This is a genomic window from Thalassospira sp. TSL5-1 (assembly GCF_001907695.1).
In the GTDB taxonomy this organism is placed as follows: Bacteria; Pseudomonadota; Alphaproteobacteria; order Rhodospirillales; family Thalassospiraceae; genus Thalassospira.
In genome coordinates, this window is sequence record NZ_KV880638.1 from 116,777 (window position 1) to 133,826 (window position 17,050).

The following is a 17,050-nucleotide window of genomic DNA, read 5'->3' on the forward strand; positions in this document are numbered from 1 at the left end:
TCTTGTCCTTCTCACACTCCGACCTGCCGCCCTATTCTTGTGGGGGACACTTTTTGGGCGGTCCGGTAAATTATTTTTTCGTTCCAGGGGATTTTCTAACCTGTTGATATCCCAATACGAGAACGAAAATCAGGATAACAATACCGTAAAATGGTATATTGCGCCACAAATAATATACGGTGGTATGGTTTTTCCCCACCAAAAGTGGGGATACCAGGACTCCCTTTGAGGTCAGGGGCAGTTCTTTTTGGAGACGACCGTAAGAGTCGAAGACAGCCGATACGCCGGTATAGGCCGCCCGGACCAGTGGCAAGCCTTCCTCGACAGCGCGAAAACGGGCTGCAGCCAGATGCTGATAGGGACCTGCACTGTGGCCAAACCAACCATCATTGGTCACGTTCAACAGCCACGCAGGACGATCCTGATCATCAGTAACGGCACCTGGAAAAATAATCTCATAACATATTAAAGGGGAAAAGGGCGGTAAATTATTTACATGCAAGGTTGCCGGTCCCGGACCGGCAGAAAAATCCGTTCGTCCGGCCGTCAATTTGGGGAATGGCAGAATGGATCGAAACGGCACATATTCGCCAAATGGTACCAGATGAAACTTGTCAAAACTGGCAACAATGTCACCCAGGCCATCTATTACCTCGACAGAATTCCAAACCTGGAATTCCCGGCTTTTACGCGGGAAAGTCCGTGGTGCTCCCGTAATCAGAACATCCTTAGCCCCTAAAATACCGGCAATCAACGCCCGACGTCTCGGATCGGTTTCAAGGAAAAAGGTCGCCGCGGTTTCCGGCCAGATCACAATGCGCTGCCGACTGGCCGGAAGATTATCCGGACGCCGCGACATTGCCAGCAATTCGCGAAAATGGACATCCTCAAGCGATTTTTCCCATTTTTCCGATTGCGGAATATTGGGCTGAACCACCTGCAAAACCGGTGCCGTTTGCGGGGCATCGGCAAGTTCAGTCGCTACATCGGGCAAGCCGGAAAGACGTATCATCCCACCGCCCCACAAAAGCACGGCAATCAGCACGCCAACAGCCGCGCAAAACCGACCGTTGCGCCCAAAAACCCACACAGATGGCAGGGTTGCAAACAGGGCCGTTACCGCACTTAAACCATAAATGCCCACAACGGATGCAAACTGCATTGGCGCCGGGTTAATTGCCCAGATATGCCCCAAAAGATTCCAGGGAAAACCGGTGAGAACGTGCCCACGGGCAAATTCGGCAATGGCCCAAAACGATGCCAGCAAAAAGGCCCGTGCAATCGGCCCCTTGCCCAACTGCCAACTGCCCCACACCGCCAGCATGGGGAAAATTGCCAATCCGCCACCAAGCCCCAACAGGGCAAAGGGGATCATCCAGCCATATATTTCCGGCTGAACCAAAAAGGCATGGCTGATCCAGTAAAAACCGGCCGCAAAATGACCGGTCCCGAACCACCAGCCCGCCGCCAGCGCACTTTTGCGGGTTTTAACCCCCTCAAGCGACCAGAGCAAAATGGCAAAACCCAAAGGCAAAGCAGGAATAATAAAGAAGGGCGGCAAAGCCAGTACTGCCGCCGCCCCCGATAACAGCCACACCAACCGGCGCGGCCAACCTGTTAAAGCGGCCACGCGATTGGCCAGGCGAGTCATCATTTAAGCAATTCCTGAGAATTTTCCCCTTCCGGAACAGAAGGAGCGGAAGGATCGGTCCGGTGCAAATGAATGCGCAAACGTCGCACACGGCGCGGGTCGGCATCAAGAACCTCGAATTGCAGCCCCAACGGATGTTCGATCAGCTCGCCACGCGCCGGAACCCGGCCCGCCAGCGAAAAGACCAGCCCGCCCAGCGTGTCGATATCCTCGTCTTCTTCTTCGTCCAGCAGGCCAAAGCCCAGCTTTTCCTCAAGATCTTCAATCTCGTAGCGGGCATCGGCAATAAAACAGCCATCCGAAAGACGGATCAGTTTCGGGGTTTGGTCCACATCATGTTCATCGTCAATTTCGCCGACAATTTCCTCGACCAGATCCTCGATGGTGATCAGGCCGTCAATGCCGCCAAATTCATCGACCACCAGCGCCATATGCGTGCGTGACAACCGCATTTCCGACAACAGATCCAGCACACGAATGGCCGGCGAGACAAACAATACCCGGCGCAGCAATGCCGACAGCCGGTAATCCCGGCCTGCAGCATGGCACGCCAGCACGTCCTTGATATGGACCATGCCAACAATGTCATCAAGGGTATCGCCGTAAACCGGCAGGCGCGAATGCGCCTTTGTCACCATTTCATTGACCAGATCGGTCAGCGTGATTTTTTTCGGAACCGCAACAATATCGGTACGCGGAATCATAACGTCCTCAGCCGTCATATCCCGCAAGGCAATGATATTTTCAAACAACGACCGTTCGTGCAGCGAAACCGGCTCGTCATCTTCTTCGGTGCGTTCAGCCAGTTCTTCAAGCGTATCGCTGAGCGAGGCCTCGCCATTACGCGGGCGCGGCTTGCGCAATCCCATCACCGAGGCAACATTGCCCCAAAACGAAGCCCCATCGGCTTCTTCCTGTAACTCCCCACCTATGCGGGGCGTCATACTGTCCTTATCTTCGTCGCGTTCACTTATGTCGTTCATTGTCCTGTTTCGACATCCTGATCTTCGATTGGGGCGTAGGGATCATCAATTCCCATCCCGGCAAGAATATGGCGCTCGAGTTGCTCCATATGTTCGGCTTCATCATCAACCATATGATCATAACCGACAAGATGAAGTGTACCATGCACCGATAAATGAATGAGATGATGCAAAAGCGGCTTGTTTTGTTCCTGCGCCTCACGTTCGCAGGTTTCGCGCGCAATCACGATATCCCCCAGCATCAGGGGCATATCGGATGCCATAACAAAATCGCTGGCACCCTCATCGCTTTCAAGGGCGGCAAAGGACAGCACATTGGTCGGCGCATCCTTGCCACGATAATCCCGGTTCAGCTCGCGCACGCTGGCATCATCGGACAGCGTAACACTCACCTCGATCACACCGGCCTGTTCCAGCAGGGATTTTTCGCAATCCTCATCCCACAAGGCACCATCTTCCGTCGCCGCGCGCAAGGCTGCTTCGACCGCGCCGGTAATGGCTTCCTGCTCGGCGTCGCTCCAGTTTCCCGCCTCAATGGCAACATCAAGATCAAGCTGCGCTGTCATCACCGGGTGTCTCTTTTATATCGCGCGGGCCGTGCCCCTGACGATAGCTTTTGCCAATCCGGTCACGCAGGGCATCGGCTGCGTCATAGGCCTTCACAATCTTTGTCACCAGGGCATGACGCACCACATCGCGCTGGTCAAACTGAATGCGGCCAACGCCTTCGACCTCCTCAAGCGTTTCCATCGCATCGCGCAGGCCCGATTTTACACCCGATGGCAGGTCGATCTGCGTTAAATCGCCGGTGATCACCATGCGCGATCCTTCGCCCAGGCGGGTCAGGAACATTTTCATTTGCATGGGTGTCGTGTTTTGCGCCTCATCAAGAATGACAAAAGCATGCGACAGCGTACGACCGCGCATAAAGGCCAGCGGTGCCACCTCGATTTCGCCACGTTCCATGCGCTTGATCACGACATCACCCGGCAGCGTGTCATGCAGGGCATCGTAAAGCGGCCGCAGATAGGGATCGACCTTGTCTTTCAAATCACCGGGCAAAAAGCCAAGATGTTCGCCTGCTTCCACCGCCGGACGTGACAAAACGATCCGGTCCACATGCCCCTGCGAGAGCATCTGAACCGCCATTGCCACCGCCAGATAGGTTTTACCCGTACCAGCCGGACCGACACCAAACACCAATTCATGCTCCAGCATCGCCTTAACATAGTTTTTCTGGCGTTTGGAGCGCGGCGAAATCCGGCGTTTTTTGGTCTGGATCACCAGTTCCGACCCGCCAAACATGCCTGCTCCGGGCGACGCCGGGTCATCCCACGGATTGCCTTCATCGGGTTCAGACAAACGAATGGCAGCATCCACCGTTTCCACATCCACCCGGTCAATTTCCTGGGCACGCAAACGGGCATAAAGCTGGGACAGCACACTTTTCGCCTGGCTGACCTTTTGCGGCGCGCCCCGCACCACAACAATCGATCCCCGGCTGGAAATTTCTGTTCCCGTGCCTTCGGCCAAACGCAGCAGGTTCTGTGCCTGCGGCCCATACAGCAACTGGGACAGGGCATTATCGGCAAATTCTATCTGATCGGTATCAAGCGGAGTCTGTTTTTGTTTCTTGATCGGGCCTTTTGTTTTTTCCGTCGACGCACTCACGCAACATTCCTTTCCGACCCGCCTTCTTCAACCAGTTCCCCGGCCAGGGAAAACGGCTTGGCGGCAGTAATTTTCAAACGCACGATGCGGCCCAAATCGGCCTCGGTCAGGCCATTGACATGGACCGGCTGCATATACGGGCTGCGCCCCACAAGCTGGCCTTCAAACTTGCCCGTGCGATCAAGCAAAACATCCATTTCACGCCCGACACAGCTTTGATTAAAGGCAAGCTGCTGTTCGGCCAAAAGATCCTGCAAACGGGCCAGGCGCTCCGCCTTCACTTCCTCGGGAACCTGAAGTTCCATTGCCGAAGCCGGCGTACCGGGGCGGGGACTATATTTGAAACTGAAGGTCTGAATGAAACCAACCTGGCGCACCAAATCGAGCGTATCTTCAAAATCCTTTTCCGATTCACCGGGAAAACCGACAATAAAGTCCGATGACAGGGCAAGGTCCGGCTGGGCTTCGCGCAGGCGTTTGACAATATCAAAATAGGTCTGACGGTCATGTTTGCGGTTCATCGCCTGCAAAACCCGGTCCGAACCGGACTGTACCGGCAGATGCAAAAACGGCATCACCTTGGGCAAATCACGATGGGCAAAGATCAGATCATCATCCACATCACGCGGATGAGATGTGATGTAACGAATGCGTTCCAGCCCATCGATTTCCGAAAGCTCACGCAGCAAACGCCCCAGCGTCCATTCGTCACCATCAGGCCCCGCCCCGTGATAGGCGTTCACATTCTGTCCCAGAAGGGTCACTTCACGGGTACCCTGGGCCACGATCTGGCGGGTTTCCTTAACAATGTCCATACCCGGGCGCGAATATTCCGCCCCACGGGTATAAGGGACCACACAGAAAGTGCAGAATTTATCGCAACCTTCCTGAATGGCGATAAAGGCGGAATAACCCTGCTGCGAGACCTGGGCGGGCAAGTGGTCAAACTTTTCCTCGACCGGGAAATCGGTATCGATAATGCGGTCATTGCCAATCGCGCGGTTGGCACGGGCCACCATTTCGGGCAGGCGATGATAGGTTTGCGGACCAAAAACCATATCGACAATCGGTTCCCGACGCATCAATTCCGCCCCTTCGGCCTGGGCGACACACCCGGCGACGGCAACGATCATTTTGTCGGTTCCGTTTTCTTCCTTGGCTTTTTTATGTTTGCGAATCCGGCCCAGATCGGAAAAAACCTTTTCGGCGGCTTTTTCGCGAATATGGCAGGTGTTCAGAATCACCATATCCGCACCCTCAGCTTCATCGACCGGCTGATAGCCCAGCGGTGCAAGCACATCCTGCATACGCTGGCTGTCATAGACATTCATTTGGCAGCCATAGGTCTTTACAAAAAGCTTTTTCGTCGCGCTCACTTTAATGATCCGTTTCCGCTCGTTTCATACGCCGAAAGCGGCGTGAACCTCACGCCGCATGTCGAACATGACTGATATCTGAGATCAGGTGGCACAATTTTGCGTTCATGCAACCCGTTTTTCGGCGGAACGGTAAAAAAGCCGACATCGCGACGCGCTGGAGTACCTAGCCAAACAGGCGAAAATCTTCAAAAACAATTGCCAAAGGGCAACTGCCAATCAAGTCACCAGATCGCCGCTCTTCAGAAAACGGGACCTGAGCCCCCCGCGTGGCACCCGATAATGCCGCCTGATGCCCCTGAACAACCAGCGACTCGCATTTACGGGCCATTTCCTTGCGCGATCCTGCCTGCGCCAGCGTCATCGGCGGATGAACAACCACTTCCACCGTAACCTTGCCGAGGGCGAGAAACTGCCACAAATGCGGCACCAAGTCCATATCCCCATACCAGGAATAAAAGGCACGCAAATCACGGCCCATCGGCGCGCCGTCCAGGCGAGTTGCCGCAATCGACACCGGCTGGACCTTGACTTGCGATCCATCGGGCAAAACCGTTTCGGCAACACCGAACAAAGTCGACTTAAACGGCAAAACACGATTGCCGTCATTGCTGGTCCCTTCGGGAAACAGGATCAGCTTGTGACCATTGGCAAGCCGCTGGCTAAGTTCCGTCGTTTGCTGTTTGGCCCGTGTGGCACGGCGTTCAACAAAACTGCACCGCTGGAGCTTTGCCAGCAAACCAAAAACCGGCCAGCTTGCCACTTCCTTTTTGGCAATAAAGCCACCTTTGGTCATGGAACCGAGGACCGGAATATCGAGATAAGACGCATGATTGGCAACGATGATGCCGCTATCTTCCATCAATGGCACACCCGAAAAACGCACCTCGATGTGCATAATCTTCAGGCAAAGCCCATGATAAAAACGCGGCAGGTCATCGGCCAGCTTCAAGCGCAGGGCAATAGCCACCATTTGCACCGGAATCAGAACCAGCGTCAGCAAGGCATAAATCAAAAGTCTGATAGCGGCACAGGGATAGCAGCTCACGATACCCTCGCGGTCCGTTCATAATGCTTATAATAGCGTTCGGTCACTTTTTCCGTCGGCAGCACAATACAAATATCAGTGGTGTTGAACTGATGGTCCACCACGGCCCCATCGCCAACATAACCACCCAGCCGCAAATAACCCTTGATCAGCGGCGGCAGATCCCGCAACGCCTGGCGGGCATCAACCGCATCGATGCTGGCGCGCGCCATGCTTTCATAGCGTTCGGCAACCGCACGCGGGCGCATGTCTTCGGGGGCGAGATGATGATGATGCAGATAGGTCAAAACATCGCTGAAATCATCCGGGTCGGTCCCGTGAAAAGAAGCACAGCCAAACATCAGCTTGATGTCATGATCAAAAACGTATTTCGCAATGCCCTGCCACAACAATTGCAGGGTCGGCATATTGCGATAGCCTTCCTCGACACAGGAGCGGCCCAGTTCCATGATCTCACCAGACTTGATGGCCGCAAGCATCGATTCGATCTGATATTCATCCGCACTGTAAAAGCCGCCATTTTGATTGGCAACGGACTGGCGCAACAAACGATAGGTTCCCACAACCCCGTCTGCACCTTCGCCTTTACCGTGATCGATCACCAGAAGATGGTCACAAATCGGGTCGTAATGATCAAAATCCCGTTTGGAGTCGATCATTTCAGCAGTGGGCTGTGCCCCGCGTTCTTCGTAAAAAACTTTATAACGTAAACGCTGGCTCGCCAGGATTTCCGCCTCATTCTGCGCCAGACGGACTTCCAATCGCTGCTGTCGAACGTCGCTCATCGCAACTCCCTTTCGTTTGATCGCGCCAATCTTGCGCAAGAAAATTCTCAAGAGCGAGTGAAGGCTTTGTTAAGAACACGTAACAAAAATGTGAAAAGCCACCCGCACTGTAGCACGGATGGCTTTTATATACACCTATTGTACGCCAACAGTCAGTAAACTGTCATTTTCCGTCTTTAATAGGAACGCCATAAAGTTCCAGCCGATGGCCGACAAGCTCGTAACCAAGCTCGCGGGCAATCTCTTCCTGCAACTTTTCAATCTTTTCGTTTGAAAATTCGATGACCGTGCCCGACCGCATGTCAATCAGATGATCATGATGTTCTTCGGTCAGTTCCTCGTAACGGGCACGTCCGTCGCCGAAATCGTGCTTTTCAAGGATATCCGCCTCTTCAAACAGACGTACCGTCCGGTAAACCGTGGCAATCGAAATTTTCGGATCAATTTCGGTGGCCCGACGATATACCAGTTCAACATCCGGATGATCTTCGGACTCCGACAATACCTTTGCAATGACGCGGCGTTGCCCGGTCATTTTCAGGCCTGCGTCAATGCACTTTTGCTCGATGGTTGATTCTGCCAACATACTCTTGTTCTCGTTTCCGGTTCCGCCTGTCCCCAAGGCCCGCAGGCAACTTACGCTCTGGTGCCCTAAATATCGGGAAATCTTCGCCCGGTCGCAAGACCGATTTCACGAAAATAACCTGGCACACCTTGCCGTTTTCTTCATTTAACGCTACCCCGTCACCAGATACCCTGATTAACGAGGTTGGAATGTCCAGCAGCAGCCAGAGTTCAACGCCAGATATCACAATAGACATCACAAACGATGTCTGTCCCATGACCTTTGTCAAAACGCGCCTGAAACTCGAAAAAATGACACCGGGTCAAATTCTGGAAGTCCTTCTCAAAGAAGGCGAACCGCTTACAAATGTTCCGCGTTCCGTTAAAGAAATGGGCGACGACGTTCTGGACCTGACAAAACTGGCAGATGCCACCGGCACCTACCGGCTGACAATCCGAAAAAATTAAGTCTCCGGGTTCCTGAAAACAGGAAAGCCCGTCATGACGAACGGGCAAATATTATAACAATTTCAAGATCAAGACCACACCCTTTATGGGGTTTATTTTCCTAATAACTTCATATAGTTATTCAAAAATTTTGTAAAATTCAAATCATCCTGAATTTATCCCGGACAGACGGCCTCACACCCGTTCCATCACCAGCGCATCCATAGCCGGCCCCTCCTTGCGGCGGTAATATCCGCGTCTGCGCCCGATTTCGACAAAACCCAGTTTGCCATAAAGGGCGATTGCGGCAGCGTTATCACAGGCTACCTCAAGCAACAAACGGGTACTGGCCTGATTTTGCAACCGCGCAAATACGCCCTGCATCAAAACGTTTCCCACCCCGTGCCGACGGGCTTTTGCATCAACAACAATGGTGTTGATTTCCGCCTCGTCCAGAACGGTCTGCACCAGCACAAAACCCAGCGGCCTATCATCAACAACCGTTTCGCGGTTAAATTGGCGTCCCTTGGGTACAAAAGCCAGCAAACCAAAGGCCCCCGGCACAGCAAGCAAATCGCAAATTGCGGTTTCATCCCAGCAATCTTCAAACCCTGTCTGATGCAGGGCGGCGGCCACGGCGGCAAATGCGGGTGTCAGGGCCACAATTTCAAGGGCAGCAGTTTGCGTCGTCATAATCCATTTCCTGAAATGCAGACCAACAGGCATAAACGGGCCTGCCTCGCGAGACCTGCATGCAGGTCTTTGTTTGGCCCTGTCAGGCATCATCCTGCTGTTTGGCCGCCTTTTCGCGGGCCAGTTCGTCCATCCGTTTGGCATCGGGGGCACGTAAATATAACGGCACGGGTGGCAGGTTTTTGCCATCCTCCCAGCGTTCGGCGGCGATGCGCGCCACATTGCCCGCGCGCGGCAAACCTGGTGCAGTACCGGCGAAAAATTCACCAGCACTGCCAGTTGCCGGGGTCAGCAACCGTGCCGCCCCATCCCCCACCAACAGGGTCGGGCCGGGGGGCGGCAACATCAATGCCTGGCGCGGCCCCACACATTCGGCTGAGCTGATCGGGTTTTTGCGCGCATCAAAGGCCTGGGCAAAAATCTCGGTCCGTTTGCTATCCAGGGCGACCAGAATATTTCGTCCCTGATGATCCCGTTCCTCAACCCCGTAGGCCACCGCCTCAAGCGAGCTAACCCCCACTACCGGTATTTTACGCGCCAGGCCCAGCCCGCGTGCGGTTGCCAAACCAATACGCATGCCGGTAAAGGCACCGGGGCCAACCGTGACGGCGATGCCGTCAATATCGGCAAATTCAACCCCGGCCTCGCGCAGGCTTTTCATAATGAAGGGCAGCAGCGACTCGGCCTGTCCGCGTTCCATCTTTTCAAACAGCTCGCCGCGTACCTCGCCATTGACCAGCACAGCCGTTGCCAGCGATGTCGATGCCGTATCGATCGCCAGCAAAGTCGGCCCGGCGGGCTTTTGCGCCATTTCATCGCTGCCGGTTTGCGCCATGTCGTGATCTGCGCTATGCGATGACTTAATCATCTCGCCGGTCAGCATCTTTTTGATGTAGTCGGTAAACGTCAAGAACAGGGAGCCTCCGCCAATGGCGCTGGTTGAAATTACGCCGCAAGAATATGATGTCGAGATCGACATCGTCTATGCCTCCGATCGAAACTTTACCGGGGCACCAATCTATTTGCGGCCAGCATGTTATCTGCATCAGGATGCGGCCACCTGCCTGAAAAAGGCAAGCCTGATGGCGCGACGCCAGGGTGTCAAACTTCGGCTGCTTGATGCGTTTCGTCCACAAGAAGCCCAACGTGCCCTGTGGAACCACACTCCGAATGCCGATTTTGTCGCCAATCCCGATATCGGATCACCGCATGGCCGCGGTGTCGCCATTGATCTAACGCTGTTAGACCAAAACGGCAAGGAACTGGATATGGGAACCGGTTTTGATGAAATGGATCCCAAATCCTATCACGGGGCCGAAGGCATCTCAAAAGCCGCAGAATCCAACCGTTTATTGCTGCTTGGCATCATGGTCAGCGCCGGGTTTGAATTTTATCATGTCGAATGGTGGCATTATCAGTTGCCCAATGCCCTCACCCGTTATCCACTTTTTTCCGACAGTTCGCTTAAATACCCCATGATGCCCTCTACCGGTTACTAACCCATTCCTGCCAATGGGAAATAGGGGGGGTCATTTCACCCCGGGCGACGCAAGCAACCCCGTTGCCAGCACGCGAAAGGCCGCCACCGCCTTTGGCAGAATATCTGCCGGTTGATCACTCGCCGCAATCCAAAGGGCCGCATTCAGGGCCGTCCCCGACAGCAGACGGGCGGCGGCCTCCGGGTCAACCGGCTTTAAAAAGCCCGACGCGACCAGTGTTTCAACCAGTTCCTGGGTTGCCACCAGACACTGGTTCTGACTGGGCCATTGTGACGGATCCCCCAAAAAGGCCGGTCCATCAAGCAGCACAATGCGCTGCACTTCGGGCTCCAGCGCCATTTCAATATAGGCTTCGGCCCCTGCCAGCAGGCCTTCCCACGGGTCACCCTGGCAGGCACCAATCGCACGGGCGCGCGCGGCCATTTCACCGTCAATCTGGTTGACCACGGCTGCCAGCAGGCCCCGCTTGTCCCCAAAATTATGGTAAAGCGCGCCGCGCGTCAGCCCGGCTTCCGCCGTCAATTCATCCATCGAGGCCGCGGCAAACCCCTTTTGGGCAAAGGCCTTGCGGGCAGCCGCAATCAGCTTTTCGCGATTTTCCGCCATCGTTTCCGCACGCTTTTTCGCGGCCATTCACTCACTCCACTCACATACGCTTCGTATATTAATTGACATACGCGGCGTATTTCGATTATTTAACATACACACCGTATGTCAAAACAGCCCGGATGACAAATACGGTGGTGTCACCCGGGCTGTTCTTTAAATGATCAAGGATTTTACAATCATGACCCAGCCTGAAGCAATTGTTCCCACAGGCCGCAACGACTTGTATGAAAAATATGGTTATTCCGCCGCCATCCGCTCTGGCGACCTGTTGTTTGTTTCCGGCCAGGTTGGCAGTCTGGAGGATGGCAGTCCGGAACCGGATTTCAAAAAACAGGTCGAGCTGGCCTTTCAGCGGTTAAAGGCAACACTTGCCGCCGCCGGGGCAACATTTGATGACCTGATCGATGTCACCACCTTCCATACCGACCCGGAACACCAGTTTGATGCCATCATAGAAGTCAAAAACAGCATCTTTACCCAAAAACCCTATCCCAACTGGACGGCCGTTGGTGTGACCTGGCTGGCCGGGTTTGATTTTGAAATCAAGGTCGTTGCCCGTCTCCCCAAAACGGCGTGACAAAAGCCATCCAAAAATTGTGCCGGAGCGGACATTACCCCCGTCCGTTCCGGCCAATCGGTTTTTGACAAAACTCGGCAAAAGCCACGATATTCTCACTCATCATCGCGGGCAGACTGCGGATCGCCGCCAAATATTCGCACCAGAAAAAGCTCGACCGGCTTTAAAACGATCAGCACAAAAAAGGTCAGGATACTCGCCACCAGCACGATATGCCAGGCAGCCAGGGCACAGGCGATGCCAAGGGCCGCCGTGATCCAGACCGTTGCCGCCGTGGTCAGGCCGGAAACCGTCATTTCCTTGGGTTGGCGCAGAATCACCCCGGCACCGATAAAACCAATGCCGGTTAAAACGCCCTGCAAAATGCCCTGCACCACACGCGATAGCGCATCAGGATGGTCAATCAGATCCTGAAAATGCACCGCCACAACCGACACCACCGCCGCCCCCAACGATACCAGCGCCAGGGTTCGCATCCCGGTTGGTTTATCATTGATGTCGCGATTAAGACCAATCAGCATGCCAATTAAGGTGGCTGCAACCAGCCGCAAAATCAGGTCGATCAGGCCAATATCAAAATACTGTTTGGCTGTTGCGAAATAGGGCATGTCAAACATGTGTTCAGGCTTTCCCGCTTAAGAACCTGAAACCTTAACGTGAGATATTCACCCAATGTTCCATTATGGAAATATCTGGCACAGATAGCGCCACATATAACAGTCCGTTTCATTTTGCCATTTCAGGTGCCATGCGGTGCAGGAAACAACTGATTTGCCATATCTGTCGTTTCAGAAGACTGTGCTGAAAGCCACCTGGCAAAACGGGCAATTCGGCCATCCTTTTTCGGGGAATCCAGGGTTAGCATCACATAATCATTGCCCGTAGGCGCCATGCCCATGGGCGCACATAACCGCCCCGCTGCCAAATCATCAATCACCAGCGGCAGGGAACCAATGGCCGTACCGAGCCGGTTAACCGCCGCCTGCAGGGCAAAAAAGAAATGGTCAAAATACTGTTCGCTGGCCGGGCGGCCTTCATAGCCGCTGGCTTTTTTCCAAATCTCCCACGCTTCGGGGCGGGTGCGGCTGTGCAGCCAGCGGGCCTTGCTCAAATCACGTTCCAAAATGGTTTGCCAGCACGCCGGGTCGCAAACCGGACCTGCCCGTTCCGCCCATAACGGGGTGACAACATAGTCCTCCGGCACGCCAAAATCCTGGCGGCGAATGGCAATGTCATAACCCGATGCCAGCAAATCCACCGGCCCGCCCGCCATGTGCATTTCAATATTCAAATCAGGGTTATCCTCGCGAAACCGGCCCAAACGCGGCATCAACCAGCGCATCGCCAGGCTCGGCTCACACGACACCGACAGGATGGGCGAATTTACATCATGGCGATGAATTTCCTCGACCGTGCGGTCCAGCGCCGTCAGCATTTCATTGGCTGTTCGTAACAAACGCTGACCGGCGCGGGTCAGGTAAACCCGCCGGTTTCGCCGCACAAACAGGTCAACACCCAGCCGATCCTCGATCTGGGCTACCGCCCGGCTGATCGCGCCATGTGTGAGGTTCAATTCTTCTGCCGCGCGCGAAAAGCTTTGATGGCGGGCGGCGGCCTCAAAGGCGGGCAGGGAGGCCAGGGGCAAGAACCCGCGTTTTATGTGAATATTATTCACCATAAATCCCATTTTATTTCGATTTTCCGGCACATATTCCACCGTAATAATTGATTTTCTCACAGATCAAGGAAAATCAAAATGGCCGATACTGTTTCTGTCGAAATGATTGCGGTGGCCGTGATCACCATCCTCGCCGTCATCAGCCCCGGCCCCGATTTTGCGATGGTGACGCGCATTGCCCTGTCACGCGGGCGCAAGGCAGGGGTGTTATGTGCCATTGGCATTGGCACCGGCATTTCGGTGCATGTGGCCTATACCATGATCGGGCTTGGCGTTATTTTTGCCAACAATGTGTGGGTGCTGAATACCATTCGTATTCTGGGCGCATGTTATCTGATCTGGCTGGGCATCAGCGCCTTTTGGCCCGATCTGATCCAAATTCTGAAACGGCGTAAAAATGACAGGGCAGAAAATATCGAAACCGAAACAATAACGGATGCCAAAACCCCAACCGCAAAAAGCCGGTCGGCGCCCTTCTGGAGCGGCTTTGCCTGCAATGCCCTCAATCCCAAGGCAATGCTGTTTATTGTGTCGCTGTTCAGCCAGGTTATTTCCAGCGACAGCAGTGCAATACTGCAAATCGGTTATGGCGTATTCATTGCGCTTTGCCACATGGTCTGGTTTGCCATTGTCGCCCTGGCCCTCACCCTGCCAGCCATTCAGGCCCGCATCGAAGGGGTAAAAGGCTGGATCGAACGCGGGGTGGGGGCGTGCCTGGCGGGTCTGGGCATTAAAATCCTGACCAGCAACTAACCGGCAAGGCCGACATCGGCACGTCAGATAAACAGCATCTCGCCGTCCTGGCGGGCATCGTTTAAAAATGTCACCACACCACCCACTTCAATATCAAGATCACTGCGGCGTTTTTCATTTTCCAGGCCCAGGGCACGCAGGCCCATTTCACAGACCATAAATTTGGCCCCCAGGTCGCCACAAGCCGACAGCAGCTCTTCAAAACCGGCAACACCGCGTTCGGAATAACCAAAATCAAGGCTGGTGGCCGTGGCCCCCTGGGCATCGGTGCGTAAATGCCGCCAGCCCGACGGGGCCAGCAGGGTGCGGCTGGCTTCCATCGTGAAAAACAGGGTCACATCCCGGCCAGTTGCCAGGGCCGCACTTGCCATTACCAGGGCGTAATGAACTTTTTCATAGCTGCCGGAAAACACCACCAGCGACAATTTCGCAACGGAAGCCTCAGGGCGGGTCTCAGTGCTCATGACAGCTTAAATCCTTAATTGTTGCTTTTTCAGAACAAATCGGGCACCCCGGATCGCGCGGGACGCGAATTTTGCGGAAACTTGCAGACAGGGCATCAATAATCATCAATTGCCCGCTCAGGCTTTCGCCAATGCCCATCAGTTCCTTAAGCACTTCGGTCGCCTGCAAGCCACCAATCGTGCCGACAACCGCCCCCAAAACACCACCTTGCGAACAGGATGGAATGGCATCCGCCGGGGGCGGCGCATGATAAATGCAGCGATAACACGGATGGGGGGCGCCCAAATAGGCCTTGAAGGTGGAAACCTGTCCGTCAAACCGCAACGCCGCCCCGCTGACCAGGGTTTTACCGGCAAAATAGCAGGCATCATTAAGCAAAAACCGGGTTTCAAAATTATCCGAGCCATCGGCAATCACATCATATTGCGAAATCAGATCGACAACATTTCCCGCATTCAACCGCGTCTGATGGGTTTGAACCGTAACTTCCGGGTTCATATTGATCATGGTCTGTTTGGCACTTTCAACCTTGGCCGTGCCAAGGTCGCTCATGCCATGTGCGATCTGGCGTTGCAGGTTGGAAAGTTCCACAACATCGTCATCAACGATACCAATGGTGCCAACCCCGGCCGCCGCCAGATACATCGCCAGCGGCGAGCCCAGCCCACCGGCCCCGACAATCAGCACGCGCCCCTGTTTCAACTTCATCTGACCCGTTCCGCCCACGTCTTTTAAAACGATATGGCGGGCATAACGCTGTATTTCGCTGTCACTAAAGTCAAAATCCATCTTCGGGCCTCACTGGTTACTTCCCTAGAGATAGGATGCGAGGCCCTATCGCTCAATCATAAAATTGCAAAACAAATGTATTTATAAAACCCCGACCAACCGGACATTTACCCGGACATAATGACGGACATGTCAATAACTATTATCCATCCCAATTCATTGTGATATAAGGAGAAAAATATAATTTTTTACCGGTCATAAAAGCGGACATTCAGATGGCAGAAGATCGTGGTGAAGCTGTTGATTTAATGGAACCAATGCTTGTTTCCGAAAGTGCAAAACGTCGGGAAAACCTGATTGATCTGGCGATGGAGCTCACCGCAGAATCAGCAGCCTTCAAAAGTAGCCTGCCACAAAGCATTGTATCATCGCTGGCCAATCTGGTGCGATCAATGAACTGCTATTACAGCAATCTGATCGAAGGTCACAACACCCACCCTGTTGATATTGAACGCGCACTACAAGACGACTACAGTACAGATGCCCGTAAACGAGATTTGCAGTTGGAAGCAAAAGCACATATCACGGTACAAAAATGGATCGATGATGGAGGTCTTGTAGGACGCGCCTCCAGCGTTGATGGCTTAATCGAAATACACGAACGATTTTGCGAATTACTACCCGATGACCTGCTTTCAACGACCGACCCACAAACCGGAAAAGAAGTATCTGTGGTGCCCGGCGCTTTTCGGGATAGGGATGTGCAGGTTGGACGGCATGTTCCCGTCAGTCCCGGTGCAATCCCACGCTTCCTGGAGCGTTTTGCCAACGCTTATGGCAAATTAAACCTTACAAACAAAATTCTCGCCGCAGCAGCAGCCCACCATCGCCTTTTATGGATTCACCCATTTTTGGACGGCAATGGTCGTGTGACAAGATTGATGACCCATGCCATGTTGCTTGAAAGCCTTGATACGGGAGCAATATGGTCGGTGGCGCGCGGTCTTGCCCGACAGGAAGCTGAATATAAACGGCACCTGGCCAATTGCGACAAGATACGACAGGGTGATCTTGATGGTCGTGGCCAATTAAGTCAGAACGCATTGATCAATTTTACCGAATTCTTCATGCAAACAGCCATTGACCAGGTAAAATTCATGCGCACACTTGTGGAACCCAACCGGCTGCGGGAACGAATTTTATCATGGGTCCGTGCAGAAATAACCGCAAATGCACTCCCAACAAAATCTGATGTTATCCTGGATGCAATTCTGTATCGCGGGGAGTTACCACGTAGTGATATTCCTGGCTTACTTGATGTTGTCGAGCGTCAGGCACGGCGCGTTACCTCGGCCTTACAACAGCAAAATGTGCTGACCAGCGAAAACGCGAAAGCACCATTTCGCCTTGCATTCCCGGCAACCCTTGCCGGAAAGTGGATGCCAGGCCTGTTTCCCGAACAACCACAATAGAACGAAAAAGGCCCGGAAAATCTCAAGTCTCCGGGCCTTTTCTCAGTTAA

20 protein-coding genes are annotated in these 17,050 nt (G+C 53.8%); 5 read left to right on the forward strand and 15 right to left on the reverse strand.

The genetic code is table 11. The annotated features are described in order from the left end of the window. Window positions 1-70: 70 nt before the first annotated feature. The 8 genes from lnt to LF95_RS10040 all read right to left on the reverse strand — a co-directional run bounded on the left by lnt (window position 71) and on the right by LF95_RS10040 (window position 8,100). Window positions 71-1,654: an apolipoprotein N-acyltransferase gene (lnt, locus tag LF95_RS10005; RefSeq protein ID WP_073955033.1), complete on the reverse strand. Its 1,584-nt coding sequence runs from the start codon at window positions 1,652-1,654 to the stop codon at window positions 71-73. Next, on the reverse strand, window positions 1,651-2,634 hold the full coding sequence (locus tag LF95_RS10010; protein ID WP_252509725.1) for a hemolysin family protein: 984 nt from the start codon (window positions 2,632-2,634) through the stop codon (window positions 1,651-1,653). The genes lnt and LF95_RS10010 overlap by 4 nt, the downstream gene beginning before the upstream one ends. After that, entirely contained in the window at window positions 2,631-3,200 is a 570-nt protein-coding gene (gene ybeY, locus LF95_RS10015) for an rRNA maturation RNase YbeY (RefSeq protein WP_073955034.1), read from the reverse strand. The genes LF95_RS10010 and ybeY overlap by 4 nt, the downstream gene beginning before the upstream one ends. Then, window positions 3,184-4,305: a PhoH family protein gene (locus tag LF95_RS10020; protein WP_073955035.1), complete on the reverse strand. Its 1,122-nt coding sequence runs from the start codon at window positions 4,303-4,305 to the stop codon at window positions 3,184-3,186. The genes ybeY and LF95_RS10020 overlap by 17 nt, the downstream gene beginning before the upstream one ends. Next, on the reverse strand, window positions 4,302-5,681 hold the full coding sequence (gene miaB, locus LF95_RS10025) for a tRNA (N6-isopentenyl adenosine(37)-C2)-methylthiotransferase MiaB (RefSeq protein ID WP_073955036.1): 1,380 nt from the start codon (window positions 5,679-5,681) through the stop codon (window positions 4,302-4,304). Before miaB ends, LF95_RS10020 begins: the two co-directional genes overlap by 4 nt. A 166-nt stretch (window positions 5,682-5,847) precedes the next feature. Continuing rightward, window positions 5,848-6,729 carry a lysophospholipid acyltransferase family protein gene (locus LF95_RS10030; RefSeq protein ID WP_073955037.1) on the reverse strand — a complete coding sequence of 294 codons (882 nt, stop codon included), beginning with the start codon at window positions 6,727-6,729 and terminating at the stop codon, window positions 5,848-5,850. After that, window positions 6,726-7,514, reverse strand: coding sequence for a GNAT family N-acetyltransferase (locus tag LF95_RS10035; protein WP_073955038.1), 789 nt, complete (start codon window positions 7,512-7,514; stop codon window positions 6,726-6,728). Before LF95_RS10035 ends, LF95_RS10030 begins: the two co-directional genes overlap by 4 nt. 163 nt (window positions 7,515-7,677) lie before the next feature. Next, complete coding sequence (locus LF95_RS10040; protein ID WP_073955039.1) at window positions 7,678-8,100, reverse strand: Fur family transcriptional regulator; 423 nt, start codon at window positions 8,098-8,100, stop codon at window positions 7,678-7,680. A 188-nt stretch (window positions 8,101-8,288) separates the two neighbouring features. On the opposite strand from LF95_RS10040, the gene LF95_RS10045 reads away from it, so the two are divergent. After that, window positions 8,289-8,546 carry a sulfurtransferase TusA family protein gene (locus LF95_RS10045; RefSeq protein WP_073955040.1) on the forward strand — a complete coding sequence of 86 codons (258 nt, stop codon included), beginning with the start codon at window positions 8,289-8,291 and terminating at the stop codon, window positions 8,544-8,546. A gap of 174 nt (window positions 8,547-8,720) precedes the next feature. Here LF95_RS10045 and LF95_RS10050 read toward each other — a convergent pair whose 3' ends face one another. Both LF95_RS10050 and tsaB read right to left on the reverse strand, forming a co-directional pair. Then, window positions 8,721-9,218: a GNAT family N-acetyltransferase gene (locus LF95_RS10050; RefSeq protein ID WP_073955041.1), complete on the reverse strand. Its 498-nt coding sequence runs from the start codon at window positions 9,216-9,218 to the stop codon at window positions 8,721-8,723. Between the two features lie 82 nt (window positions 9,219-9,300). Further along, window positions 9,301-10,128: a tRNA (adenosine(37)-N6)-threonylcarbamoyltransferase complex dimerization subunit type 1 TsaB gene (gene tsaB, locus LF95_RS10055; protein WP_073955042.1), complete on the reverse strand. Its 828-nt coding sequence runs from the start codon at window positions 10,126-10,128 to the stop codon at window positions 9,301-9,303. 19 nt (window positions 10,129-10,147) lie between these two features. On the opposite strand from tsaB, the gene ddpX reads away from it, so the two are divergent. Continuing rightward, entirely contained in the window at window positions 10,148-10,717 is a 570-nt protein-coding gene (ddpX, locus tag LF95_RS10060) for a D-alanyl-D-alanine dipeptidase (protein WP_073955043.1), read from the forward strand. Between the two features lie 30 nt (window positions 10,718-10,747). Here the strand turns inward: ddpX and LF95_RS10065 are convergent, their stop codons facing one another. Continuing rightward, window positions 10,748-11,350, reverse strand: coding sequence for a TetR/AcrR family transcriptional regulator (locus tag LF95_RS10065; protein WP_073955044.1), 603 nt, complete (start codon window positions 11,348-11,350; stop codon window positions 10,748-10,750). A gap of 154 nt (window positions 11,351-11,504) precedes the next feature. On the opposite strand from LF95_RS10065, the gene LF95_RS10070 reads away from it, so the two are divergent. Next, a complete protein-coding gene (locus LF95_RS10070; RefSeq protein ID WP_073956161.1) occupies window positions 11,505-11,903 on the forward strand; it encodes a RidA family protein in 399 nt (132 codons plus the stop codon). Window positions 11,904-11,998: 95 nt separating this feature from the next. Here LF95_RS10070 and LF95_RS10075 read toward each other — a convergent pair whose 3' ends face one another. Continuing rightward, window positions 11,999-12,520, reverse strand: a complete 522-nt coding sequence (locus LF95_RS10075) for an MgtC/SapB family protein (RefSeq protein ID WP_073955045.1) — start codon at window positions 12,518-12,520, stop codon at window positions 11,999-12,001. A 122-nt stretch (window positions 12,521-12,642) separates the two neighbouring features. Beyond that, entirely contained in the window at window positions 12,643-13,590 is a 948-nt protein-coding gene (locus LF95_RS10080; protein ID WP_252509726.1) for a LysR substrate-binding domain-containing protein, read from the reverse strand. 69 nt (window positions 13,591-13,659) lie between these two features. On the opposite strand from LF95_RS10080, the gene LF95_RS10085 reads away from it, so the two are divergent. Continuing rightward, the gene (locus LF95_RS10085) at window positions 13,660-14,334 is read left to right on the forward strand and encodes a LysE family translocator (RefSeq protein ID WP_073955046.1); all 675 of its coding nucleotides are present in this window, start codon (window positions 13,660-13,662) and stop codon (window positions 14,332-14,334) included. A 23-nt stretch (window positions 14,335-14,357) separates the two neighbouring features. On the opposite strand, the gene LF95_RS10090 is transcribed toward LF95_RS10085, so the two are convergent. Then, the gene (locus tag LF95_RS10090) at window positions 14,358-14,798 is read right to left on the reverse strand and encodes a DsrE family protein (RefSeq protein ID WP_073955047.1); all 441 of its coding nucleotides are present in this window, start codon (window positions 14,796-14,798) and stop codon (window positions 14,358-14,360) included. Continuing rightward, window positions 14,788-15,588 (reverse strand): HesA/MoeB/ThiF family protein, encoded by an 801-nt coding sequence (locus LF95_RS10095; protein WP_073955048.1) that lies wholly within the window; start codon window positions 15,586-15,588, stop codon window positions 14,788-14,790. The genes LF95_RS10090 and LF95_RS10095 overlap by 11 nt, the downstream gene beginning before the upstream one ends. A 215-nt stretch (window positions 15,589-15,803) precedes the next feature. Here LF95_RS10095 and LF95_RS10100 point away from each other — a divergent pair, with 215 nt between their 5' ends. Continuing rightward, window positions 15,804-17,000 carry a Fic family protein gene (locus LF95_RS10100; protein WP_073955049.1) on the forward strand — a complete coding sequence of 399 codons (1,197 nt, stop codon included), beginning with the start codon at window positions 15,804-15,806 and terminating at the stop codon, window positions 16,998-17,000. Window positions 17,001-17,050: the final 50 nt, after the last annotated feature.

Coding starts and splice junctions, on each gene's coding strand:
- LF95_RS10040 (WP_073955039.1), bottom strand. CDS start 8,100: ATGTTGGCAGAATCAACCATCGAGCAAAAGTGCATTGACGCAGGCCTG.
- lnt (WP_073955033.1), bottom strand. CDS start 1,654: ATGATGACTCGCCTGGCCAATCGCGTGGCCGCTTTAACAGGTTGGCCG.
- LF95_RS10070 (WP_073956161.1), top strand. CDS start 11,505: ATGACCCAGCCTGAAGCAATTGTTCCCACAGGCCGCAACGACTTGTAT.
- LF95_RS10080 (WP_252509726.1), bottom strand. CDS start 13,590: ATGGGATTTATGGTGAATAATATTCACATAAAACGCGGGTTCTTGCCC.
- LF95_RS10035 (WP_073955038.1), bottom strand. CDS start 7,514: ATGAGCGACGTTCGACAGCAGCGATTGGAAGTCCGTCTGGCGCAGAAT.
- LF95_RS10090 (WP_073955047.1), bottom strand. CDS start 14,798: ATGAGCACTGAGACCCGCCCTGAGGCTTCCGTTGCGAAATTGTCGCTG.
- LF95_RS10095 (WP_073955048.1), bottom strand. CDS start 15,588: ATGGATTTTGACTTTAGTGACAGCGAAATACAGCGTTATGCCCGCCAT.
- LF95_RS10050 (WP_073955041.1), bottom strand. CDS start 9,218: ATGACGACGCAAACTGCTGCCCTTGAAATTGTGGCCCTGACACCCGCA.
- LF95_RS10085 (WP_073955046.1), top strand. CDS start 13,660: ATGGCCGATACTGTTTCTGTCGAAATGATTGCGGTGGCCGTGATCACC.
- LF95_RS10075 (WP_073955045.1), bottom strand. CDS start 12,520: ATGTTTGACATGCCCTATTTCGCAACAGCCAAACAGTATTTTGATATT.
- ybeY (WP_073955034.1), bottom strand. CDS start 3,200: ATGACAGCGCAGCTTGATCTTGATGTTGCCATTGAGGCGGGAAACTGG.
- ddpX (WP_073955043.1), top strand. CDS start 10,148: ATGGCGCTGGTTGAAATTACGCCGCAAGAATATGATGTCGAGATCGAC.
- LF95_RS10100 (WP_073955049.1), top strand. CDS start 15,804: ATGGCAGAAGATCGTGGTGAAGCTGTTGATTTAATGGAACCAATGCTT.
- LF95_RS10065 (WP_073955044.1), bottom strand. CDS start 11,350: ATGGCCGCGAAAAAGCGTGCGGAAACGATGGCGGAAAATCGCGAAAAG.
- LF95_RS10045 (WP_073955040.1), top strand. CDS start 8,289: ATGTCCAGCAGCAGCCAGAGTTCAACGCCAGATATCACAATAGACATC.
- LF95_RS10010 (WP_252509725.1), bottom strand. CDS start 2,634: ATGAACGACATAAGTGAACGCGACGAAGATAAGGACAGTATGACGCCC.